Annotated in this window: 20 protein-coding genes; 7 read left to right on the top strand and 13 right to left on the bottom strand. The window is 74.0% G+C overall.

Going from position 1 to position 22,708, the window contains the following annotated elements:
- Positions 1–14 precede the first annotated feature (14 nt).
- Positions 15–1,190: a UDP-N-acetylmuramate dehydrogenase gene (locus IEZ06_RS13450; protein WP_189237019.1), complete on the top strand. Its 1,176-nt coding sequence runs from the start codon at positions 15–17 to the stop codon at positions 1,188–1,190.
- A gap of 245 nt (positions 1,191–1,435) precedes the next feature.
- The gene (locus tag IEZ06_RS13445; RefSeq protein ID WP_189237018.1) at positions 1,436–2,005 is read left to right on the top strand and encodes a TMEM165/GDT1 family protein; all 570 of its coding nucleotides are present in this window, start codon (positions 1,436–1,438) and stop codon (positions 2,003–2,005) included.
- Here IEZ06_RS13445 and IEZ06_RS13440 read toward each other — a convergent pair.
- The gene (locus tag IEZ06_RS13440) at positions 1,998–2,348 is read right to left on the bottom strand and encodes an HGxxPAAW family protein (RefSeq protein ID WP_203871845.1); all 351 of its coding nucleotides are present in this window, start codon (positions 2,346–2,348) and stop codon (positions 1,998–2,000) included. The two genes, IEZ06_RS13445 and IEZ06_RS13440, sit on opposite strands and share 8 nt — an antisense overlap.
- A 91-nt stretch (positions 2,349–2,439) precedes the next feature.
- On the opposite strand from IEZ06_RS13440, the gene IEZ06_RS13435 reads away from it, so the two are divergent.
- Entirely contained in the window at positions 2,440–2,931 is a 492-nt protein-coding gene (locus tag IEZ06_RS13435; RefSeq protein WP_189237017.1) for a MarR family winged helix-turn-helix transcriptional regulator, read from the top strand.
- Between the two features lie 107 nt (positions 2,932–3,038).
- On the opposite strand, the gene IEZ06_RS13430 is transcribed toward IEZ06_RS13435, so the two are convergent.
- Together IEZ06_RS13430 and IEZ06_RS13425 are read right to left on the bottom strand one after the other, a co-directional pair.
- Positions 3,039–5,912 (bottom strand): helix-turn-helix transcriptional regulator, encoded by a 2,874-nt coding sequence (locus IEZ06_RS13430; RefSeq protein ID WP_229798071.1) that lies wholly within the window; start codon positions 5,910–5,912, stop codon positions 3,039–3,041.
- 256 nt (positions 5,913–6,168) lie between these two features.
- Complete coding sequence (locus tag IEZ06_RS13425) at positions 6,169–6,336, bottom strand: hypothetical protein (RefSeq protein WP_189237015.1); 168 nt, start codon at positions 6,334–6,336, stop codon at positions 6,169–6,171.
- A 337-nt stretch (positions 6,337–6,673) separates the two neighbouring features.
- Here IEZ06_RS13425 and deoC point away from each other — a divergent pair, with 337 nt between their 5' ends.
- From deoC to IEZ06_RS13410, 3 genes are all read left to right on the top strand, one after another.
- Complete coding sequence (deoC, locus tag IEZ06_RS13420; RefSeq protein ID WP_189237014.1) at positions 6,674–7,630, top strand: deoxyribose-phosphate aldolase; 957 nt, start codon at positions 6,674–6,676, stop codon at positions 7,628–7,630.
- A 4-nt stretch (positions 7,631–7,634) separates the two neighbouring features.
- Positions 7,635–9,059 (top strand): aldehyde dehydrogenase family protein, encoded by a 1,425-nt coding sequence (locus IEZ06_RS13415; protein WP_189237013.1) that lies wholly within the window; start codon positions 7,635–7,637, stop codon positions 9,057–9,059.
- A 395-nt stretch (positions 9,060–9,454) separates the two neighbouring features.
- Positions 9,455–10,333, top strand: coding sequence for an aldehyde dehydrogenase family protein (locus tag IEZ06_RS13410; protein ID WP_229798079.1), 879 nt, complete (start codon positions 9,455–9,457; stop codon positions 10,331–10,333).
- Positions 10,334–10,358: 25 nt separating this feature from the next.
- Here the strand turns inward: IEZ06_RS13410 and IEZ06_RS13405 are convergent, their stop codons facing one another.
- The 3 genes from IEZ06_RS13405 to IEZ06_RS13395 are packed head-to-tail and all read right to left on the bottom strand — an operon-like array spanning position 10,359 to position 12,862.
- Complete coding sequence (locus IEZ06_RS13405; protein WP_189237012.1) at positions 10,359–11,765, bottom strand: amidase; 1,407 nt, start codon at positions 11,763–11,765, stop codon at positions 10,359–10,361.
- Between the two features lie 48 nt (positions 11,766–11,813).
- Positions 11,814–11,996 (bottom strand): type II toxin-antitoxin system antitoxin, encoded by a 183-nt coding sequence (locus IEZ06_RS13400; protein WP_189237011.1) that lies wholly within the window; start codon positions 11,994–11,996, stop codon positions 11,814–11,816.
- Positions 11,997–11,998: 2 nt separating this feature from the next.
- Positions 11,999–12,862 (bottom strand): SPFH domain-containing protein, encoded by an 864-nt coding sequence (locus tag IEZ06_RS13395; protein WP_189237010.1) that lies wholly within the window; start codon positions 12,860–12,862, stop codon positions 11,999–12,001.
- 202 nt (positions 12,863–13,064) lie between these two features.
- On the opposite strand from IEZ06_RS13395, the gene IEZ06_RS13390 reads away from it, so the two are divergent.
- A complete protein-coding gene (locus tag IEZ06_RS13390) occupies positions 13,065–13,766 on the top strand; it encodes a hypothetical protein (RefSeq protein WP_189237009.1) in 702 nt (233 codons plus the stop codon).
- A 34-nt stretch (positions 13,767–13,800) separates the two neighbouring features.
- On the opposite strand, the gene IEZ06_RS13385 is transcribed toward IEZ06_RS13390, so the two are convergent.
- The 7 genes from IEZ06_RS13385 to IEZ06_RS13350 form a co-directional block, all read right to left on the bottom strand.
- Positions 13,801–16,698 (bottom strand): ATP-dependent RNA helicase, encoded by a 2,898-nt coding sequence (locus IEZ06_RS13385; RefSeq protein WP_203871849.1) that lies wholly within the window; start codon positions 16,696–16,698, stop codon positions 13,801–13,803.
- Positions 16,699–16,837: 139 nt separating this feature from the next.
- Positions 16,838–18,283 carry a serine/threonine-protein kinase gene (locus IEZ06_RS36270; RefSeq protein WP_203871844.1) on the bottom strand — a complete coding sequence of 482 codons (1,446 nt, stop codon included), beginning with the start codon at positions 18,281–18,283 and terminating at the stop codon, positions 16,838–16,840.
- A 109-nt stretch (positions 18,284–18,392) separates the two neighbouring features.
- Positions 18,393–19,232, bottom strand: coding sequence for an undecaprenyl-diphosphate phosphatase (locus IEZ06_RS13370; protein ID WP_196466474.1), 840 nt, complete (start codon positions 19,230–19,232; stop codon positions 18,393–18,395).
- Positions 19,233–19,448: 216 nt separating this feature from the next.
- A complete protein-coding gene (locus IEZ06_RS13365; RefSeq protein WP_189237008.1) occupies positions 19,449–19,907 on the bottom strand; it encodes a DUF6098 family protein in 459 nt (152 codons plus the stop codon).
- 168 nt (positions 19,908–20,075) lie between these two features.
- On the bottom strand, positions 20,076–20,492 hold the full coding sequence (locus tag IEZ06_RS13360) for a CBS domain-containing protein (RefSeq protein WP_068896319.1): 417 nt from the start codon (positions 20,490–20,492) through the stop codon (positions 20,076–20,078).
- A gap of 120 nt (positions 20,493–20,612) precedes the next feature.
- The gene (locus IEZ06_RS13355) at positions 20,613–20,810 is read right to left on the bottom strand and encodes a hypothetical protein (protein ID WP_189237007.1); all 198 of its coding nucleotides are present in this window, start codon (positions 20,808–20,810) and stop codon (positions 20,613–20,615) included.
- 214 nt (positions 20,811–21,024) lie between these two features.
- Complete coding sequence (locus tag IEZ06_RS13350) at positions 21,025–22,539, bottom strand: M28 family metallopeptidase (protein ID WP_189237006.1); 1,515 nt, start codon at positions 22,537–22,539, stop codon at positions 21,025–21,027.
- Positions 22,540–22,708 lie beyond the last annotated feature (169 nt).

The following is a 22,708-nucleotide window of genomic DNA, read 5'->3' as shown; positions in this document are numbered from 1 at the left end:
GCTGGGGATGGGGCATGGCTGAGCGGCTTGCAGGGGTACGGCTGGCGCCGTACACGACGTTGGGGCTGGGCGGACCGGCTCGGGCGTTCGTGGAGGCGAGGTCGGCGGAGGAGCTCGTCGGGCTGGTCGCGGAGGCGGACCGGGCGGGTGAGCCGGTGCTCGTGCTCGGCGGTGGCAGCAACCTGGTCGTGGCCGACGAGGGGTTCGACGGTCTGGTCGTGCGCGTCGCGTCGCGGGGGATCGAGGTCGCTGGGAACGGGGATTCCGCTGCCGGCGAGACCGGCCGGAACGGCGGGAGCGAGGACTCGGGCGCAGGCGGCAGCGGCCGGAACGGCGGGGACGGGGACTCCGGTGCCGGCGAGACCGGCCGGAACGGCGGGGACAGGATCACCGCGCAGGCCGGGGAGGACTGGGACGCGTTGGTCGAGCGGGCCGTGGCCGAGGGAAGGCCGGGGATCGAGTGCCTGTCGGGCATCCCCGGGCTGGTCGGCTCCACCCCGATCCAGAACGTCGGAGCCTACGGGCAGGACGTCTCGCAGACGATAACCGCGGTCCGGGTCTACGACCGGGTGGCGGGCGAGGTGCGGGACCTGACCGCGGCCGAGTGCGGATTCGCCTACCGGCACAGCGCCTTCAAGCAGGAGCCCGGACGGCACCTCGTGCTCGCGGTCACCTACGCGCTCCCGCGGGACGCCGGGAACGGCGGCCTGTCCGCCCCGATCGCCTACAAGGAGCTCGCCGCCCGGCTGGGCGTCGGCCTCGGCGACCGGGCGCCGCTGGCGGAGGTACGGCAGGCGGTCCTGGCGCTGCGCGCGGGCAAGGGCATGGTCCTCGACCCCGCCGACCCGGACACCCGGAGCGCGGGCTCGTTCTTCACCAACCCGGTGCTGACCGCGGACGAGGCGGCCGAGCTGGAACTGCGCGCGTCCGGCTTCCCCCGCTGGGACATGCCCGGCGGGGCCGTGAAGGTCCCCGCGGCCTGGCTGATCGAGAACGCCGGCTTCCCCAAGGGGTACCGGCGCGGCCCGGCCGCGATCTCCACCAAGCACACCCTGGCCCTGACCAATCCGGAGCTGGCGGCGACCACCGAGGACCTGCTCGCCCTGGCCAGGGAGGTCCGCGACGGCGTGCGCGAGAAGTTCGGGGTGACGCTCGTCAACGAGCCTGTGATGACCGGCACACGTCTGTAGCGGAATGAGTCCCGGACGCCGGGTGTTAGGGTCGGGTGGAAACATCCGAAGGGGAGTAGTCCCAATCGCGTGATCGACATACTGGCGCCCCAGGGCGCCCGGTCGCGCGGGCCTGGCAGGCACAGGCGGACGAGACCTTCGGCCTGGCAGGCATACCGAAATCGATGCCGCCGGGCCGAAGCGCGCCCGAGACTCCCCGGGTGCCCCCTTCCGGCCCGGTCGCATGCGCGTGAAGGGCGACCCCGTTGGAAGCGTTCTGGATCAGTCTCGCTGTGATCTTCGTCGCTGAGCTCGGCGACAAGAGCCAGCTCATGGCGATGACCTTCGCCACCCGGTTCAAGCCGTGGCCGGTCCTGGCCGGCATCACCCTGGCCACCGCGGTGGTCCACCTCGTCAGCGTCGGCCTCGGCGGGCTGGTCGGCGACTTCCTGCCCACCACCGCCATCACGATCGTGGCGGGCATCGCCTTCCTCGGCTTCGCCCTGTGGACGCTCCGCGGCGACGAGCTGACCGAGGAGGAGGCGGCCAAGGCCAAGCGGACCACCCGGTCGGCGATCATCGCGGTGACCGTGGCGTTCTTCCTGGCCGAGCTCGGCGACAAGACCATGCTCGCCACCATCACCCTGGCCACCCAGCACGGCTGGCTCGGCACCTGGATCGGCTCGACGGTCGGCATGGTCGCCGCCGACGCGCTGGCCATCGTGGTCGGCCGCCTGCTCGGCAAGAACCTGCCGGAGAGGGTCATCCGGTACGGCGCCGCCGCCGCCTTCGCGGTCTTCGGCGTGCTCCTGCTCCTTGAGCCGGTGCTCACCTGATCGGCATGATCCCCGGCTGGGGGACGCGCCGCCGGGCGGCCCCCACCGGCCCTCCGGCCAGGCGGCAGGCGAGGCAGTCGGCGTGGGCCGTCATCGGGTCCCGCAGCCTCCAGTCCCACTGGTCCGCCGGCCGGGGACCGCTGGGCTTGCCCCAGCCCATCAGGTGCAGCGCCCACGTGATCAGTCCGGCGGCCGCGACGGTCCCCGCCCCCAGCCAGACGCCGGGGAGCCACGCCGCGCACACGGACACCCCGATGGTCGCGGCCCCGGCGAGGGCGACGCCGCACCCGGTCCAGCCCGCGACCGTGTGGCCCAGGTCGCAGTCGCCGTGCATTCCGCTCATGGCTCTCCTTGGCGAGGCTTCGATCTCCGGCGTAGAGTGGAGAAAGATTTATCTTACGTACTAAATATCTTAGATGCTAAGGAGAACGGTCGTGGAAGGCAAGCCCCGCCCTGAGGCGTCGAGCGCCCAGGCGCTGGCCGGCATGGACCGGCTCATCGCGCTGAGCATCGTCGGGCAGCACGACATCGCCCAGCGGCTGGGTCTGAACGTCACCGACCTCACGTGTCTGGCTCACATCTGGGACTTCGGAGACGAGCCCCCGACCGCGGGCGACCTGGCGGAGAAGGCCAACCTGACCACCGGTGCGATCACCGGGGTCGTCAACCGCCTCGAACGGGCCGGTTACGCCCGCCGTCAGGCCGATCCCGCCGACCGCAGGCGGGTGCGGATCATCGCGGACGCGTCCGCCGCGGCCCGGGTGGCCGTGGTCTACCAGCCCTTCTACGACCGGCTCTCCGAGCTGTTCGCCGACTACTCACCCGACGAGGTCGCCGTGCTGGCCGACTGGTTCACCCGCGCCGCCGACGCGATGCGCCTCTCGCTGGAGGAGATCCGCGGGAAGGACTCCCGGACCGCGTCCTGACCGCGACCCGACCTCGTCCCGTCCGTGCGCGAGCCGTGCCTGTGCCCTGTCCGTGCGCAGGCCGTTCCCGCGCCCTGGTTCGTGCGCGGACGGCGCCCGCGGGCGCCTCAGCCGATCAGCGCCAGGCGGTGGGCGGCCGCCGCGGCCTCGCCGCGGGTCGAGACGCCGAGCTTGCCCAGGATGTTCGAGACGTGCACGCTCACCGTCTTGGCCGAGATGAACAGCTCCGCGGCGATGTCCCGGTTGGAGCGTCCCTGCGCGACGAGCCGGAGCACCTCCTGCTCGCGCGGGGTGAGCGAGACGGCTTCCGCGGTCCCCTCCGCCGCCTGCCGGGCCTCCGGTGCGAGCGCGGCGCCGACCCGGCGGGCCAGGGACTCGATCTCGGCGATCAGCGGCCGGGCCGACAGCGCCTCCGCGACCGGATGGGCGGTGCGGAGCCGTACGGCGGCGCCCTCGCGGTCGCCCGCGGCGGCGGCGGCGCGGGCCGCCTGGAGCAGCGACGAGGCGCGCAGGAACGGCCGGTCCAGCCGCTCCCAGGCGGAGGCCGCGGCGTCGTGGTCACCGGTGAGGCAGAACCGGTAGGCCTCGGCGACCGGGCCGTCCACGGTCATCGCGGCGGCGGTCGCCTCGATCCGGTCGCGCAGCGCCGCCGCCCGCTCGGGCGCGATGAGGCCGGCTGCGTCGCACACCACGGCGATCTGGGCGACCAGCCGCCAGCCGAGCTCGGGCTTGCTCAGGATGCGGGCCTCCAGCGTGACCTTCTCGGCCACGTCGAGGGCGGTCGCCGGCTCGCCCTCCAGCAGGTGCAGCCGCATCGCCAGGCAGGCGTTGACCACCGTCTCCTGGGTGAACTCCGCCTGCTCGGGGGAGAGCGCCAGCTCGGCCAGGACGGCCCTGAGCACCTCGGCCTCACCGCGCGCGGCGGCCACCGCCGCGCGGGTCCGGTTCAGGTGGTGCCGGTCGCGCGTGGAGGGATCCCTGGCGAGCTCCCGCTCGGCCAGCTCGGCCGCCTCGTCGAAGCGGCCCAGCGCCTCCAGCACCTCGGCCCGGTTGTTGGCGATGAAGGCGCCGTGGGCGCGGTAGCGGCCGTACTTGCGGGCCAGCCTCTCGCCCTCCAGCGCGAGCTCGACGGCCTCGGCCGAGCGGCCCAGGTTGTTGAGCGCGTCCACGCTGTTGGCCAGGGCGCGCAGCACGATCCGGCCCGAGCCGAGGCGTCTGCCGATCTCCATGGCGGTCTCGTTGGCCTCGACCAGGAGATGGAGCCGGCCCGCGATCGAGTGGCCCAACCCCAGGTTGAGCAGCAGGTCGGCCTCCAGGCACTCGTCGCCGTGGGCGCGGGAGATGGCCAGCGCCTCCTCGGTGAGCGCGGTCCCCTCGTCCACCTCGCTGCGGAACATCAGGTAGGAGCCAAGCCTGGCCAGCACGTGGGCGCGGGCCAGGCCGGGCCCGGGGACCAGCCGCTCGGCGTAGCGGAGGTCGGCGAGCGCTCCCGGCTTCCGCTTGGCCAGCTTGAACTGCGAGAGCCGTACGACCAGCTCGGCCACCCGCTCGGGTTCCGTCTTCTCGTCCAGCTCGGTGAGGGCGGCCTTGACGAACTTCGTGCCGCGGTCGAGCTCCCCGCAGGCGTAGGCGGCCTCCGAGGCCTGCTCCAGCACCGTGGTGTGGTCCGCGCCGATCCGCGCCGAGGCGTCGGGGACCTTGCTCCACAGCGCGAGGACCCGCTCCAGCAGCTGCACCTTCTCGTTGTAGGCGAAGGTCCGCGCGGCCTTCTGTGCGGCCTCCCAGGCCGAGACGAGGGCCCACAGGTCGTCGCGGGCGGAGTACCAGTGATGGGCGATCTCGATGGCGGCGCGGCCCGGCGGGACCAGCGCGCGGTCCCGCCCGATCTCCTCGGCGAAGCGGGCGTGCAGCCGCACGTGCTCGCCGGGCAGCAGCTCGTCGTGCACGGCCTCGCGGATGAGCGCGTGCCGGAAGGCGTACGCGCGGCCGTCGGCGACCTGGATCACGTTGGCCGCGACGGCGGGCCGGATCGCGTCCTCCAGCTCCGGGTCGGACAGGCCGCTGACGGCGGCGAGCAGATCGTGGCCGACCCGGATGCCGCCCGCGGCGGCGACGCGCAGCACGCGCTGGGTCTCGTCCGGCAGCCGCTCGACCGAGCCGATGATCAGGTCGTGCAGGGAGTCGGGGAAGGAGCAGCCGTCGCCGCACTCCGTCAGCGCCTCGACGAACAGCGGGATGCCCTCGCTGCGCCGGTAGACCTCGCCGACCCGGGCGAACTCCGGGACCGTGCCGAGGATGCCCGCCATCTGCGCGGCCACCTCGTCCTGGGTGAGCCGGGGCAGGTCCATCCGCAGGACCCCGTCCACCCGGCCGAGCTCGGCGAGCACCGGCCGGAGCGGGTGCTGGCGGTGCAGGTCGTCGGAGCGGTAGGTGAGGACCATCAGGACCGGCGCGGTGCGCAGGTTGCGGCTGAGGAAGGCGATCAGGTCGCGGCTGGACCGGTCGGCCCAGTGGATGTCCTCTATGACGAGGACGACCGGGCGCTGCTCGGCCAGGCGCTCCAGCAGGGTCAGGATCTGCTCGAAGAGCCGGGCCCGCGCGGTCTCGCTCTCGGTGTCGCCGCCGGGTTCGCCGAACTCGGGCAGCAGCCGGGCCAGGTCGCGGGCCGCGCCGTCCGGCAGCAGCGCCGCCACCTCGTCGGCTCCCCGCTCGCGGACCAGCTGGCGGATCGCGGCGGTGAAGGGCGCGTAGGCGAGGCCCTCGGCGGACAGCTCGACGCAGCCGCCGGCCAGCACCCGCGCGCCGTCGAGCGCGGCCCGCTCGGCGAAGCACGTGACCAGGCGGCTCTTGCCGACCCCCGCCTCGCCGCCGAGCAGCACCGCGGCGGCGTTCTTCTTCCGCGCCTGCTCGAAGGTCTCGGCCAGATCCGCGAGCTCCGCCTCCCGCCCCACGAAGACGGGGCTCACCGCCCGACCCATCATGTTTTCCAGCATGTCATGTCTTCTGTCGTGATTCCTCCGTTTAACCGGAGGGCCGCCCGTCTCGGGGAACCGCCCGCCGGGGAACCGTGCGCCCCGGCGGCGGGACGCCTGCGGCGGCGGATACACCTCCGCGGGCGTGGACGCCTGCGGAGGAAGAGGCATGTCCGCAGCCGGGAGCACCTGCGGAGGAAGCGCCCCTACGGAGGCAGAGATGCCCGGCCGGGCAGAGGCGTGCGGCCGGGCTCTCGTACGGACCTCATGCGGCGCTGGTCTTGCCGAAGAAGCGCAGCCCCCGGCGGAGACCGCCCTCGGAGCGGACCTTGCGGGCGGCCTGGACCTCGCGCGCCCGGCGGTGCGCGGCCGCCTCCTCACGGAGCTCGGCGTTGCGGTTGATCATTACCTGGAAGTGAATCTCGGGACCCATGTCGGGCTCCTCCTTGAAGCGGTGCGATTTCCTTACACACTCAAGGTTCGTCCTAAGGCCCCCGGTCCCACATCGGACGGATGCCTTATCTCGGGGCGCAGATCGCCTCATCCACGGCCTAGGACGTCCCCCCGGACGCCTAGGACGGGCCTGGGGCCGCCGGGCTGGAGCGAAGGAGGGGCCCGCCGCTCCCGCGGAGGTCCCGGGCGGGCCGTGACCATGTCCGGTCCGTTTCGTCGCTGAACTCGGCGAATGTTCACGAAAACCCGTTACCGGTCTCGGCCATGTCCAGTTTGGAACTGAACACACGAGTCGGCATGCTGGAGTGGTGTCAACCATGACTACTCCGCTCGCTGACGTGGCCTCGTCCGACGCCACGCTGCGAGCCTTCCTGCACGGCCTGCCCGGTGTCGACCGGGTGGGCGCGGACCAGCGAGCCGCGATGCTCGGTACCCGGTCGATCAAGACGACCGCCAAGGCGGAGGCCGTCGACCTGGCCATCCGCATGGTGGACCTGACGACCCTGGAGGGCGCGGACACGCCCGGCAAGGTCCGCGCGATGTGCGCCAAGGCCGTCCACCCCGATCCGGGCGACCCGTCCGTGCCCAAGGTGGCCGCGGTCTGCGTCTATCCCGACCTGGTCGCCCTGGCGGTGGACGCGCTCGCCGGCTCCGGCGTGAAGGTGGCCAGCGTCGCCACCGCGTTCCCGAGCGGGCGTTCGTCGCTGGACGTCAAGGTCGCCGACACCGCGCTCGCGGTGGCCGCAGGCGCCGACGAGATCGACATGGTCATCGACCGGGGCGCGTTCCTGTCGGGCGGCTACGCGAAGGTCTTCGAGGAGATCGTCGCGATCAAGGCCGCCTGCGCCCGCCCCGGAGACGGGCACGACGCGCACCTCAAGGTGATCCTGGAGACCGGCGAGCTCGCGACCTACGACAACGTACGGCGTGCGTCCTGGCTGGCGATGCTGGCCGGCGCCGACTTCATCAAGACCTCCACGGGCAAGGTCCAGCCCGCCGCGACGCTCCCGGTCACGCTGGTCATGCTGGAGGCGGTCCGGGACTTCCTGGCCGCGACCGGCCGCAAGGTCGGGGTGAAGCCCGCGGGCGGCATCCGGACCACCAAGGACGCGATCAAGATGCTCGTCCTGGTCAACGAGACCGTCGGCGAGGGCTGGCTGGACCCCGACTGGTTCCGCCTGGGCGCCTCCACCCTGCTCAACGACCTGCTGATGCAGCGCCAGAAGATGGCGACCGGCCGGTACGCGGGCCCCGACTACTTCACCCTGGACTGAGGCGATGTTCGAATACGCACCGGCACCCGAGTCCCGCGACGTCGTCGACATCCAACCGTCCTACGGCCTGTTCATCGACGGCGAGTTCACCGATGGGGCGGGCGCCGCCTTCAAGACGATCAACCCCGCGACCGAGGAGACCCTGGCCGAGGTGGCCGCGGCCTCCGAGGCCGACGTGGACCGCGCCGTCCGGGCCGCCCGCAGGGCGTTCGGCACCTGGTCGGCGATGCCCGGCTCCGAGCGGGCCAAGTACCTGTTCCGGATCGCCCGCATCATCCAGGAGCGCTCGCGCGAGCTGGCGGTGCTGGAGACGCTGGACAACGGCAAGCCGATCCGCGAGGCGCGCGACGTGGACCTGCCGCTGGTCGCCGCGCACTTCTTCTACTACGCGGGCTGGGCCGACAAGCTCGGCCACGCCGGCTACGGCCCGGACCCGAAGCCGCTGGGCGTGGCCGGCCAGGTCATCCCGTGGAACTTCCCGCTGCTCATGCTCGCCTGGAAGATCGCCCCGGCGCTGGCCTGCGGCAACACGGTGGTGCTCAAGCCCGCCGAGACGACGCCGCTGACCGCTCTGCTCTTCGCGGAGATCTGCCGGCAGGCCGACCTCCCGCCCGGCGTGGTGAACATCGTCACCGGCGCGGGGGAGACCGGCGCGGCCGTGGTGAACCACCCGGACGTGAACAAGGTCGCCTTCACCGGTTCCACCGAGGTCGGCCGCCTGATCGCGCGCAGCGTCGCGGGCTCCGGCAAGAAGGTCACCCTGGAGCTGGGCGGCAAGGCCGCCAACATCGTCTTCGACGACGCCGCGATCGACCAGGCCGTGGAGGGCATCGTCGACGGCATCTTCTTCAACCAGGGCCACGTCTGCTGCGCGGGCTCCCGGCTGCTGGTCCAGGAGTCGGTCGCGGACGAGCTGCTGGAGGCGCTCAAGCGTCGCCTGGGCAGGCTCCGGCTCGGCGACCCGCTGGACAAGAACACCGACATCGGCGCGATCAACTCCGCGGAGCAGCTCGCCCGGGTCCGCGAGCTGTCCGACATCGGCGAGGCCGAGGGCGCCGAGCGCTGGTCCCCGGCGTGCGAGCTCCCGGCCCGGGGCTTCTGGTTCCCGCCGACGATCTTCACCGGGGTCGCCCAGTCGCACCGGATCGCCCGCGACGAGGTCTTCGGCCCGGTCCTGGCCATGCTGACCTTCCGCACCCCGGCCGAGGCCGTGGAGAAGGCCAACAACACCCCGTACGGCCTGTCGGCCGGCGTCTGGACGGAGAAGGGCTCGCGCATCCTGTGGATGGCCGACCGGCTCCGCGCGGGCGTGGTGTGGGCCAACACCTTCAACAAGTTCGACCCCACCTCGCCGTTCGGCGGCTACAAGGAGTCCGGCTACGGCCGGGAGGGCGGACGGCACGGGCTGGAGGCGTATCTCGATGTGTGAATACCGGAGGTCGGGACCCGGCGGCTCCAGGGCCCGCCGGTCCCAGAGCACCCGGGGCCATGGTTTCGCCCGCGCCGGTCGCCCGGCGTTGCGGGGCTGGTTCGCCCACCGGTGCGGGGTGAGCCGCTGCGGCCAGGTCTTCGTGCCGGTACGGCTGGCACAGCAGCAGAGCACGTGGAGAGGGCGCGGAAATGACTGAGGCGGAGCAGCCGGGCAAGGAGCAGCCGGGCAGGGAGCGGGCGGAGGCGGCGCCGGACGGGCGCCGATCCGGTGCGCCGGGCCGGGCGGGCAGGCCGGGCACCGGGAGGTCCGGCGCGGGGAGACTCGGCGCCGCGGACTCCGACACCGCGGGCTCCGACGCCGCCGACTCCGGCGGGCCGGCGTCCGGCGAGTCGGTGTCCGACGGGCGTGAGCACGCGCGGGAGCTCTCCCGGCTGGCCGTGCGCAAGACGTACAAGCTGTACATCGGCGGGGCGTTCCCGCGGTCGGAGAGCGGAAGGTCCTACCCCGTGGCCTCCTCTGAGGGCGAGTTCCTGGCCAACGCCTCGAAAGCCTCGCGCAAGGACGCCCGCGACGCGGTCGTCGCGGCCCGCAAGGCCTTCGGCGGCTGGTCGGGCGCGACGGCCTACAACCGGGGGCAGATCCTCTACCGGATCGCCGAGATGCTGGAGAGCCGCCGGGCGCAGTTCGCCGCGGAGCTGGCCGCGACGGGCGCCGAGCGGCCCGGCGAGGCCGTGGACGCGGCGGTCGACCGGCTGGTCTGGTACGCCGGGTGGTCGGACAAGATCACCTCGGTGGCGGGGGCGGCCAACCCGGTCGCGGGGCCGTACTTCAACCTCTCCTCGCCGGAGCCGACCGGCGTGGTCGCGGTGGTCGCACCGGACGAGCCGCTGCTGGGGCTGGTCTCGGTGATCGCCCCGGTGATCGTCACCGGCAACACGTGCGTGGTGGTCGCCAGTGAGCGGGCACCGCTCCCGGCGATCACCCTGGCCGAGGTGCTCGCCACCTCGGACCTGCCCGGCGGCGTGGTGAACGTCCTCACCGGCTCGGTGCGGGAGCTCGCCCCCTGGCTGGCCGCGCACATGGACGTCAACGCGATCGACCTCACCGGCGTGACCGACGCGGACCTCGCGGTGGCGTGCGAACAGGCCGCGGCGGAGAACCTCAAGCGGGTGCTCCGCCCGTCCGCCCCGGACTGGTCGGCCGACCCCGGCGTCCGCCGGATGACGGCCTTCCTGGAGACCAAGACGGTCTGGCACCCGACGGGCGTCTGACCCTTTCCCGCCGCGTCCTGCCCGTTCAGAGGGGCGGGGCGTGGCGGGGCCAGGGGCGGGCGGCCTCGATCCGGGCGGCCAGGGTGAGCAGCTGCGCCTCGCCGCCGGGGGCGGCGACGAGCTGGACGCCGATGGGCACGCCGGTGGAGTGCCTGCCGTACGGGACGGTCATGGCGGGCCAGCCGGCCAGGTTCCAGGCGGCGGTGGCGGGGGCGTAGGCCAGGTTGACGCGGACGTTGGCCAGCAGGCCGCGCCCGCCCCAGCGGGCGGCGGGCGGCGGGACCGCGGCGAGCGCGGGGGTGACGAGCACGTCGGCGTTGCCGAACCACTGGTCGGCGCCGTGGGCCCGCCAGCGGTCGCGCCCCCTGGCCCCGTCCAGGCCGAACCGGCCGAGGAGCCTCCCGGCGCGGGCCAGGGCCTTCGTGCGCCGTTCCAGCCTGCGGCGGTCGAGTCCCGCGACGTCCTCGCGGGCGCACGCGAACCAGGCGGCCACCGCGGCGGAGCCGAGCCAGAGGGGCAGCCGGGCGCCGTGCTCCACGACCGTGTGCCCGGCCTCGCCGAGGGTGCGCGCGGCGTCGGTCACCGCCCGCTGGAACTCCTCGTCCACCGCGAACCCCGGCGGGAGCGGCCGCGGCGCGACGGCGACCCGGAGCCGCACCGGCTCGGACGGGAGCAGCCCGCCCGGGTAGTCGTCGATCGTCTCGTCCACCCGCAGGGACTCGGTCCGGTCGGGTGTGGCCAGGGACATGTCGCCGGCCATCACGGCGAGGGCGAGGGCGAGGTCGGCCACGGTCGTGGCGAGCGGGCCGTTCTCCGACATGGCGTGCCAGTCGTGCTCCGGCGGCGGGACCAGGCCGTGGCCGGGCTTGATCGTGACGAGGCCGCAGCAGGCGGCCGGGATGCGCAGCGAGCCGAGGCCGTCGTTGCCGTGGGCCAGCGGGACCATCCCCGCCGCCACGGCCGCGGCGCTCCCTCCGGACGATCCGCCGGGGGTGCGGGCGGGGTCCCAGGGGTTGCGCGCCGTGCCGTACACGCTGTCGGAGAACCCGGCCAGGCAGAGCTCCGGCACGTTGGTGATCCCGACGACCACCGCGCCCGCCGCGCGGAGCCTGGCCACCACGGGGTGGTCCTCGGGCTCGGGGGCGCCGGAGGTGGCGGCCGAGCCGTTGCGGAGCGTCTCACCGCGGACCGCGACGTTGTCCTTGACCGCCACGGGCACCCCGGCGAGCGGAAGCTCCGCCAGGTCCTCGCGCTCCTGTACGGCGTGCGCCTCGGCGAGCGCGGCCTCGGTCCTGACCGTGCGGAACGCCCCGATGCGCCCGTCGCGTTCGGCGATCGCGCCGAGGTGCTCCTCGACGACCCGCGGGGCCGTGGCCTTTCCCTGCCGCACGGCCTCCGCGATCTCCGCTGCGGATCTCCCCACCCACGACATATACCGAGTGTGGTCCTGCGGGCACTCCGAGGGGAAGCGCCCTATGTCTCAATCGGGTGACTTGTCGTCCTCCGGCGCCCTGCGCGGCTCGCGGCCCGCCTCCTTGAGCGCCCGGCGCAGGGCGTACTCGATCTGGGCGTTGATGCTGCGCAGGTCGTCGGCCGCCCACCTGGCGATCGCCTCGTAGACGGCCGGATCGAGCCGGAGCAGGAGCTTCTTGCGCTCCGGCATGGTCAGGAGTAGAGACTGCCGGCGTTGACCACCGGCTGGGTCGCCCGGTCGCCGCACAGGACGACCAGGAGGTTGGAGACCATCTGCGCCTTCCGCTCCTCGTCCAGATCCACCACGCCCTCCTCGGCCAGCCGGTCCAGCGCCAGCCGGACCATGCCCACGGCGCCGGCCACGATGTGCGTGCGGGCCGCGACGACCTGGGCGGCCTGCTGGCGGACCAGCATCGCCTGGGCGATCTCCGGAGCATAGGCGAGATGGGTGATCCGCGCCTCCAGGACCTCGACACCGGCGAGCTCGGTGCGCTCGCGCAGCTCGGTGGTGAGTTCTCCGGCGACCTCGGCGCCGTCGCGCAGGCTGGTCCGGCCCTCCTCGTGGGCGTCGTAGGGGTGGCTGGTGGCCAGGTGGCGGACGGCCGCCTCGGACTGGATCGCGACGTACTCCTCGTAGTCGTCGACGGAGAAGGCGGCCTTGGCGGTGTCGGTGACCTTGTAGACGACGACCGCGGCGATCTCGACCGGGTTGCCGTCGGCGTCGTTGACCTTGAGCTTGGCCGTCTCGAAGTTGCGCACCCTCAGGGTGACGTGCTGCTTGGTGGTGAACGGCAGGACCCACTGGAAGCCCGTCTCCTTCACCGTGCCGACGTAGCGGCCGAGGAACTGCACGACCTTCGCCTCGTTGGGGTTGACCACGGTGAACCCGCTGAGCAGGACGAGCGCGGCCAGGCCCCACGGGCCCACGGTGCCGAGCAGCGCCACGACCGAGTCGGTCCAGCCGGCCGCCACCACGACCGCCGCCAGCGCCGCGCCCAGCACCAGCAGGCCGATCAGGACGATGAAGCCGTTGATCCGGAATGCGCGTCGTTCCATGAATCCCACCTCTGCTATCGGGGGTCTATCGAAGTGATATCACCACGATAGCCCATCGGGCGGTGGTGCGCGCAAGCCGTACGGGGGGCGGGGCGGGCGAGCCGTACGGCGGGCGGGGTGCGCGAGCGGTACGGCGGGCGTCCTCCCGGCCGGGCACGGTCCTGCAAGTGAGTCCCAAGTGCACCCCCGCACACTGGGAGGCATGTGGTTCCTCGATCGCACGGCACGCCAGCTACGACGTCATCCCGCCCTGCTCACCTACCGGCCCCCGGAGCCGGCCCGGCTGGAGAGCCTGCTCCGCCAGTACGACCCCGGCCTGACGTCGTCGGGGGACTGGTTCGTCGTGCGGGGGACCCGGGTCCGCTGGGCCGAGCTCACCGAGGGCCTCGCCGCCCGGGCGCGCGTGCCCGCGGACCGCCGCGGAGCGATCATCGCCTGCGGCGGCGGGCACCGGACGGCGGGGACCTTCCTGCTGAACGGCCTGGCCAGCCGGATGGGCGGGGCGCTGTACCCGCCGGAGGAGCACGACGACCAGGTGGACGTCGAGGTGAACCTGGGCGGGCGCGCGGCGCTCGACTGCGAGGAGGTGGCCCACCTGGTGCGCCCGGTCCTCGGCGAGCGGGCCGTCGACCACGACCACGACCTGGGCCTGTGCCGGGTCGGCGGCGCGGACGAACGCCTCCGGGTGCACTACAGCCACCCGGAGCCCGGCTGGACGGACGACACCGACCACCTGGTCGACCTGGAGCTCCGCCCGGACGGACCGGACGACCCGGAGCTGGAACGCCTCTACCAGGCCGCCGTGGCCCTCGCCGCGGCCCTCGGCGGCACCATCCGCTCCAGGGACATGCCCGTCACCCGGTTCGAGGACATCGTCCCCACCCGGGACCGCCTGCCCGTCTGACGGCCCGGGACCGCCTGACGGCCTGGGAGCGGGCTCAGCGGCGCGGGTTGGCGCGGCGGGTGGCGACGGCGGACAGGGGGTCCTCGGGCCAGGGGTGCCGGGGATAGCGGCCCCGCAGCTCGGCGCGGACCGCGCGGTAGCCCTCGCGCCAGAAGGACGCCAGGTCCGAGGTGACCGCGGCCGGGCGGCCCGCCGGGGAGAGCAGGTGCACGACCGGGGGCACCCCGGCGATCCGCGGGGCGTCGTTCCAGCCGAACAGCTCCTGCAGCTTGACGGCGAGGACCGGCCGCTCGCCGGAGTAGTCGACCCTGATCCGCGACCCGCTCGGCACCTCGATCCGCTCGGGGGCCGTCTCGTCCAGACGGGCGCTCCACGGGACCAGCCGGCGCAGGGCCGCGGCCGCGTCGAGGCGCTCCAGGTCGGCGCGGCGGCGGGCGCGGGACAGCTCGGGCTCCAGCCAGAGGTCGGCGGCCTCGACCAGGGCGGCGTCGTCCACGGCCGGCCACGGGTCACCGAGCGCTCGGCGGCAGAAGGCCAGGCGCTCGCGCAGGGCCGCGGCCTCGGGGGCCCAGCGCAGGAGCGACGGACCCTCGGCGCGCAGGCCGTCCAGCAGGGCGGGCCGGACGTCGGCGTCGCGGAGGGGGACCGCGGAGAGCTCGACGGCGCCGAGGCGCTCGACCCGGCGGGCCGTGACGTCCCCCTTCCGCTCTCCCGGCGGGACGCGCCAGGCGATCTCGTCCGCGACGGAGTACAGGGGCGCGGCGGCGGACCTGGCGGTCTCCTCGTCGATCACGACGGCCTGCCTGATCCGCGCCGCCGCCGAGCCCGCGGGCCGGTCCGCGACCGCGACCGCGAGCCACTCCGCGGAGCCGAGCCGGGAGCCCGCGGGCAGCTCCGCGGCGGTCCCCGAGGCCATCAGGTAGGCCCCGCCCCGCCGCCTGGCGACCCGCTCCGGGTAGGCCAGCGCCACCACCAGCCCGGCGACCGCGTCGTCGCTCCGCTCGGCCCGGCCGCCGGACGGAGGCCCTCCGGCGCCCGGGACCGTGCCCGGTCGTGACCGCCGTGCCTGCTCCGGGGCTGTGCCCGGTCGTGACCGCCGCGCCTGCTCCGGGGCCGTGCCCGCGGTCCCCCTGCCAGTCCCCCCGCCGGCCCCGCCCCCGCCGGCCCCGCCCCCGGCGTCGCCCGCTCCCGGTACGGCGCGCGCCAGACGCCCGGCCTCCCGGCGCCAGCGGGCGGAGAACCCGTCGCCGCCCCGGCGGACCGCGCGCCAGACCGCGACCAGGTCGTCGCCCGCGTCGCGGGGGAGCTGCTCCGACAGCAGTGCGACGACCTCGGCGGCCCGATCGCCGGCGTCGACGAGAGCCCTGGCCAGCCGCGGATGGACACCGGCCGCCGCCATCCGCCGGCCCCGGTCGGTGACCCGGGCCCCGGAGAGGGCGGGGACGCCCGCCGCTCCCACGCCGCCTGCACCGTCCGCGCCGCGCGTGTCGGCTGCGCCGTTCGCCCCGCCCGGGGCGTTCGGGGCGTCCGGTGTCATGAGGGCGCCGAGCGCGCGCAGGGTGCGGTGCGCGGCCTCCAGCGCGGCGGGCGGCGGCGGGTCGAGCAGAGCCAGGCCTGCCGCCGACGGGTCGCCCCAGCACGCGGCGTGGAGGGCGAACCCGGTCAGGTCGGCGAGGGCGATCTCGGGCCGGGCGTGCTCGGGGAGGCGGTCGTGCTCGGCGGGGGACCAGCACCGGTAGACGACGCCGGGGGCCTCCCGGCCCGCCCGCCCGGCCCGCTGCTCGGCGGAGGCCCTGGAGACGCGGACGGTGGTGAGCGAGCCGAGACCGCGGGCGTGGTCGGTGCGGGGCTCGCGGGCCAGGCCGGAGTCGACCACGATCCGGACGCCGGGAACGGTGAGGCTCGACTCGGCGACGGAGGTCGCCAGGACCACCCGCCGGGCGCCGCCGGGGTCGGGGGAGAGGACCTCGTCCTGGACGCGGGCCGGGGCCTGGCCGTGGACCTGGAGGATCCGCAGACCGCCGGGACGGTCCGGGCGCCCGCCCTGCGGTTCGCCGGGGCGGTCCGTGCGGCCGCCGTCTTGAGGTGCGCCGAGACGGCCCGCACGGCCGCCTCCCTCCGGACCGCCGGAGCGCTCAAGGTCGGCGAGCATCCCGGCGACGCGGCCGATCTCGCCGACCCCGGGTAGGAAGCAGAGCACGTCCCCGTCGTGCTCGGCGAGCGCCCGCCGTACGACGTCGGCGACGTGGGCCAGGAAGGCGGGGTCGACGCGCAGGCCGTGCGGCGGGGTGACCGGCCGGGTGGGCGGGGCCCAGACCGGGGTGACGGGGTGCATGGTGCCGGAGGCGCGGATGATCGGTGCCGCGGGCTCCGGCATGCCGGGGCCGGGTGCGGTTTCCGGTCCGGTGGCGAGCAGGCGGGCCCATGGCCCGGCGTCGGCGGTGGCCGAGGTGGCGAGGATCCGCAGGTCGGGGCGGAGGGTCGCGCGCACGTCCAGGAGGAACGCGAGGGCGGTGTCGGCGTCCAGGTGGCGCTCGTGGCACTCGTCGAGCAGGACCGCGTGCACGCCGTCCAGCTCGGGATCGCGCTGGAGGCGCTGGAGGAGGACGCCGGTGGTGACGACCTCGACGACGGTGCCCGGGCCGGCCCGGCGCTCGCCCCTGACCGAGAATCCCACCTCGGCGCCGACCTCCGAGCCCAGCAGCCAGGCCATGCGCCGGGCCGCGGCCCGCGCGGCCATCCGGCGCGGCTCGGCCACGACCACCCTGCTGCGGGCCGAGCCGTCGAGGAGCCCGGCGAGGGCGAGCGGGACGAGGGTGGTCTTGCCGGTGCCGGGCGGTGCGACGAGCACGGCGGTGCCGCACGCGTCCAGGGCGGCGAGCAGCTCGGGCAGGGCGTGCCGGACGGGCAGGCCGGACCACTCGGAGCGCAGGCGCCCGGTGCTCCCCGGCCCGTCCGCAGGCCGTCCGCTGTGGCCCGGCCCGCCTGGCGTCTGCCCGCTGTGGTCCTGTCCGTCCGCCGTCACGACCCCTATTCAACCCGCCGGATCCGGCCGGTCGGAACGAGGAGCACTACGAGGAGATCGGCACGTTCGCGAACAGCCCGACACTGGGGATCTGGACGCCCAGCTCCTCCGCGGACTCGGGCACCCCGGTGAAGACGGAGTAGTACGACTCGGTGTCCCCCGGCGCGAGGTCCCCCGTGGTGGGGCTGCACGAGCAGGTGTCCCCGTCGGTCGTGGGGCCGTACTTCTTGCCGCTGGAGGGGTCCACCAGCATCACGCCCGCAGTGCTGTTGTAGTAGAACGGGGACGTCGCCGACTGCGACCCGAACGCGACCCACGGGTTCCAGTCGCTGGTGCCGGTGTTGCGGACCGACCACTGCAGGGTCACCCCCTGCCCCTTGCGGGTGAGCGAGGCGATCTCGACGTGCAGGGGGATCCCGTCGATCTGGAGGTCCCGGCCCACCGGCAGGCCGTTCCCGGACGGCTTCCGCCCGCCCGCGCCCGACTGGAGGACGAAGGAGAGCACGGCCGCCGCGACCGCGAGCGCGGTGACCGCGGCGAGCACCGGCACCGTCCACCGGCTCCGGGAGCCGGTGACCGGAGAGTCGGAGCCGGAGCCGGACGCGATCCGGGTGGGGACCCGGAGCCGGGCCGGGGTCCAGATGTCGCTGACCGCCTTGGTCGCGGCCTCGGCCGCCACCTCCTCCTGGCCGAGGAGCCGGTCGATGAGCTGCTGGGCGGTGGGCCGGCGGGCGGGGTCCTTGTCCAGCGCCCGCTCGACGAGGGGGCGCAGCCGCTCGTCGAGTCCGTCGAGGTGCGGGGCGTGGTGGGCGACCCGGTAGAGGACCGACGGAGCGGCCCCGCCGCCGAACGGGGGGCGGCCGGTGGCGGCGTAGGCGACCACGCAGCCCCACGCGAAGATGTCGGCCGCAGCCGTGACGCGCTCGCCGTTGACCTGCTCGGGGGACATGTACGAAGGGGTGCCGATCACCACGCTGGTGTCCCCGCCGGCCGTCTCCGCGAGCTGGGCGATGCCGAAGTCGATGACGCGCGGCCCGACCGGGCTGAGCAGGATGTTCGACGGCTTGAGATCCCGGTGGACGACCCCCGCCCGGTGGATGGCCGACAGGGCCGTGGCCACCCCGACGGCCAGGGCGTCCAGGTTGGACCCGGTGACGGGCCCCTGCTCCTCGATGACGGTCGCGAGGTCCGCGCCCTCGACGTACTCCGTGACGAGGTAGGCCTGACCGTCCTCCATGCCCACGTCGAGCACCGCCGCCGTGCAGAAGCGCGCGACCTTCTGCGCGGCCTCCGCCTCCTTGCGGAAGCGCCGGCGGAACTCCTCCTGCGCGGCGAGCTGGGGGCGCATGACCTTGAGCGCCACCTGCCGGCCCGCGGGGTCGCGCGCCAGGTGGACGATGCCCATGCCGCCCTCGCCGAGGCGGCGGACCGGAGTGTAGACCCCGATGCGGTGCGGTGGGACGCCGGTGTCCGGAGGCGGTTGCCTGTTCATCACCGGCAATCTTGCCCGGCATGGCCGGACATGTCAGGCATTTCTGATCACTGTGCCGTTACCGTCACCGACCATGACAGACTCCGGGCGGGGACCGGCCCCGCACGGGTCACCCCTGGCCCGCGGAGGGGTCCAGGACGCCGAAGCTCACCAGGGCGATGATCACCACGCCGAGGACCACCCGGTAGATCACGAAGCCGGTGAAGCGGTGGGTGCTGATGTACTTCAGGAACCAGGAGACCGCCGCGTAGCCGACCGCGAACGAGATCACGGTCGCCAGGATGGTCGGCCCCCAGGCGGGCGCCTGCTCCTCGCCGATGTCGAACAGCTTCAGCACGCCCGCGCCCAGCACGGCGGGGATGGCCAGCAGGAAGGAGTACTTCGCGGCCTCTTCACGGCGGTAGTCGAGCAGTAGGCCCGCGGTGATCGTGCCGCCGGAGCGGGAGACGCCCGGGATCAGGGCAAGGGACTGGGCGAGGCCGTAGACGACGGAGTGGGTGAAGCTGAGGTGCCGCTCCAGCGTGAGCTTGTCGCGGGCCTTGCGGTCGGCGAGCCAGAGGATCAGGCCGAAGACGATCAGCGTGGTGCCGATCAGACGCAGGTCCCGGAAGATCGTGTCGATCTTCTCCTCGAACAGCAGGCCCAGGACGAGGATCGGGAGCGTGCCGACGATCACGTACCAGCCCATGCGGGCGGCGTGGTGCGCGCGCAGCGCGGGCGTCCACAGGGCCCGGGTCCAGGTGGAGATGATCTCCCAGATCTCCTTGCGGAAGTAGATGAGCACCGCGGCCTCGGTGCCGAGCTGGATCACCGCGGTGAAGGCGGCGCCCGGATCCGGCCAGCCGAGGAAGGCGGAGACGACCCGGATATGGGCGCTGGAGGAGATGGGCAGGAACTCCGTCAGTCCCTGAAGGAGTCCGAGGACCACCGCTTCGAACCAGCCGATCAACGTGGATGCCTTCCCTACCGCGCCTGCGTGACCTAGGCGAGGTTAGCGGAGGCATGGGACGGCCGTGACTCGGCCATAAGGCTGAGAGCCCGACCCCGCCCGGCCCGGTCCGGTCCGGACAGGACCAGGATCAGCCGGGGCCGGGGCCGGGGTCGGCCGAGGGCCGGAACGGAATCGGGCGGTGCCGGGGTCGGTCGGGACCGGGCGGTGCCGGGGTCAGCCGGCGCGTGAACCGGACTCCCGGTCCAGGGGGCCCCACGCGTCGGCGCCCTGGCTGTCGATCAGCCGCTCGGCCTCCTCCATGACGGCGTCGTCGACGGTCGCCACGGCCTCGTCGCACGCGATGAGGGGCTCGTTGTCGGGCCCCCGGCCCACCTCCCGCCCGGACAGGACCCATGCCCTGACCCCGGGTCCCCGTTCGCGGCGCAGATGGGAGTAGTCGTGCAGGCGGCGGGCCGCCCACAACCGGACCGGCCGGTCCCCCCACCAGTCCTCGACGTCCAGGGGATTGGCGGACAGGCCCGGCAGCGCGGCCCCGGTGAGGGAGTCCCGGCTGCACCCGCTGGCCTCGTCCCTCTCCAGGTCCCTGGACCACCGGATGAACAGGCCCCGCCGCTCGTCCAGCAGTGCCGTCAGCTCCGACAGGCTGGTGATGGTGGATGGTCGCGACACCATGGCGTTCACCTCGTCTCCCCGTGCTGGTCGACGGTTCCCCGGTACGCCCGTCTCATGCCCGGAGCGTGCGGGCGGCCGGCACGCCCACCCCGCCGGGTACGGCACGGCCGGGGCCTTCGGACACGGCACGGCCGGGACCGCCGGGCGGCGGCCCCGGCCGACGCGTCGTCAGCGGTTCCCCTTCGCCGCGGAGATGTCGGCCAGAGCCGAGTCGGAGTCGCGGTCGATCGCCAGGTCCCCGATGCTCACGATGCCGACGGCGTGGTCGTTCTCGACCACGGGCACCCGCCGCACCGCCTTGTCGCGCATCAGCTGCACGACCTGCTCGATGCTGGTGTCGGGCCCGACCGTCGTGAGCTCCTCGCTGCACGCCTCCCGGACCGGGGTGTCGGGGCCCTTGTCCTGGGCCACGACGCGGACGGCGATGTCGCGGTCGGTCACGATCCCGCTGACATGGCCGTCGTCGGTGAGGATCACCGCTCCGGTGTCCTCGCTGACCATCAGCTGAGCCGCGACGGACACGGGCTGGCTCGCGTCGAGGGTCGCCGGATCGGCCGTCATCACATCGGCCACCGTCTTGCTCATGGGTCCTCCTCTGCTCGCGCTTGCCGGATTTCCTACCCCTCACAAAACGGACAAACAGTAATATTTAACGCGCGAGCCGGTGTCCACCTCCTTCGGTGGACACCGGCTCGCGGCGCACGGTCACGCAGGGTGCGGCGGCCGCTGGTCCGGCGGCACACCGCCGCCCTCCCCGCCGCCCTTGTTGCCCTTGTCCGTGCCGTGCGGCCGGCCCCCGGAGGCCGCGGTTCCGCTGGGCGTCTCGGGCATGACGTCGAGGTTCTCGTCGTTGGTCGGCGCCCCGCCGGATCTGCGAAGCTCCGGTTGCTGTGGCTGGGTCATGGTCTTCTCCTCGCCGTGCGAGAGGGTCCGTACTCCGTCTGGAGACTGCCCACAGGCTGGGGCGCAAATCTGGACGCATAGCCCATTTAGCATTAAAGAGTTCCATTGGGGCATGGAGGGGATGTGCTGCCCGCCGGTGCGCGACGGCCGCCGGACGGCGCGGGCGATCTCCGCCCCGCCGCCCGGCGACGGTGTCGCGCACCGGCGGGATCCCCTACGGCCGGATGATCGACACGTCGTCCACCCCGGCCTCCACCAGGGAGGCGCCCGAGGCGTCGGCCGCCTCGACGAGGATCCGCACGGTCTGCCCGGCGAAGGCCGAGACGTCGGCCTCCGCGGAGCTCCAGGCGCCGTCGCGGTCGGTGGCCGCGCCGAGCTGCTGGAACACCTGGGTCGTCCCGGACGGGCCGACGACCTTCACCCTCAGGTAGTCCGCGCTGGAGGAGTTGGAGCCGTGCGCCAGGTACCAGGAGAAGCGGAGCCTGAGCGCTCCGCCCGCCGGCAGGGCGATCTCCGGCGACCGGATGCTCGTGACGCCGCCGTCGATGTCGTAGGCCCCGGCCGAGGAGCCCGCCAGGCGCCCGGTGACCAGGTCGTTGACGCCGCTGACCGTGGTGCCGAGCTGCTTGGTCCCGCTGGAGGAGGTGGCCGCCGGGTCCCCGCGCTCCCACTGGCCGGAGGTGGCGGTGTCGGTGCCGGACGGGTTCGCCGTCCAACCGGTCGCCGTCTCGAACGTGTCCTGCCAGACGGCCTGCGGCGGGACGGCCGTGGCGATCGTCCACACGGCGTAGGCGATCGCGTCGGCGTTGCGGTCCAGCGCGGTGTCGCTGATGTTGGTGATCGTGTCACAGGACCGGTGGTAGCAGGGGTCGAACGCCCGCCCCGCCGTACCGCCCCACAGGGTGGCCTGGGCGCTGGTCTTGGTGCCCTCCGCGCCGGTGAACGTGCCTCCGGCCGGGATGCCGACGGCGATGAACGGACCGTAGTCGGAGCGGCCGTCGAAGTCGGTGCCCCGGGTCGGCACGCCGATCGAGGCGAAGTAGTCCTGGAGCGTCCGCTCCAGCTGGGCGGAGCCCGCCGGGCCGGGGCCCGAGCCGGTGCCGTCGGAGTTGTCGCCGTCGTAGACGAAGTAGCCGGCGTTGGGCGAGCCGACCATGTCGAAGTTCAGATAGCCCTTGATCTTCGCGCGCTCGGCGGACGGGAGGTTGTTCACGTAGTACTGCGAGCCGCGCAGGCCCAGCTCCTCGGCGCCCCACCAGGCGAAGCGCAGGTGCTTGGCCGGGGTGAGGCCCTGGCGGGCCACTTCCAGGGCGGTCTCCAGGATGGCGGCGCTGCCGGAGCCGTTGTCGTTGATGCCGGGGCCGGAGGTCACGCTGTCGAGGTGCGCGCCGACCATGAGGACGTCGTTCGGGTCGCCGCCCGGCCAGTCGGCGATGACGTTGTAGCCGGTCGCGCCGCCGTAGGTGAACGGCTGCAGGGTGGTGGTGAATCCGGCGCCGTCCAGCAGGCCCTTGACGTAGTCGGCCGAGGCCCGGTAGCCGGGACGGCCGTGGGCGCGGTTGCCGCCGTTGGCGGTGGCGATGGACTGGAACTGGGTCAGGTGGGCCTTCACGGCCGAGAGGGGGATGTCGGGCGGGGCGGCCGCCGACGCGGTGGGGATCATCAGGGGGGTGAGTGCCAGCGGGACGGCCAGGATCGCCGCCATCCCGATGGACCGGAGAGTGCGCATCGTGCTCCTCGGGTCGGAGGTGGAAGGGTTCCCCCGAGCGGCGCGCACCCCTGGGTGGGGGTGCGCGCCGTACAGCATGGTGGTGCGCTTTGCGGGGCGCGGTGCGTCCCGCCCCGGCCGGTCGACGACCCCGGCCGGTCACCCGGGCCGGTTCACGGCCCCGGCCCCG

The organism is Planomonospora antibiotica (assembly GCF_014647955.1).
Lineage (GTDB): Bacteria > Actinomycetota > Actinomycetes > Streptosporangiales > Streptosporangiaceae > Planomonospora > Planomonospora parontospora.
The sequence above is the reverse complement of the archived record's forward strand: the minus strand, read 5'-3'. Positions and strand labels throughout refer to the sequence as shown.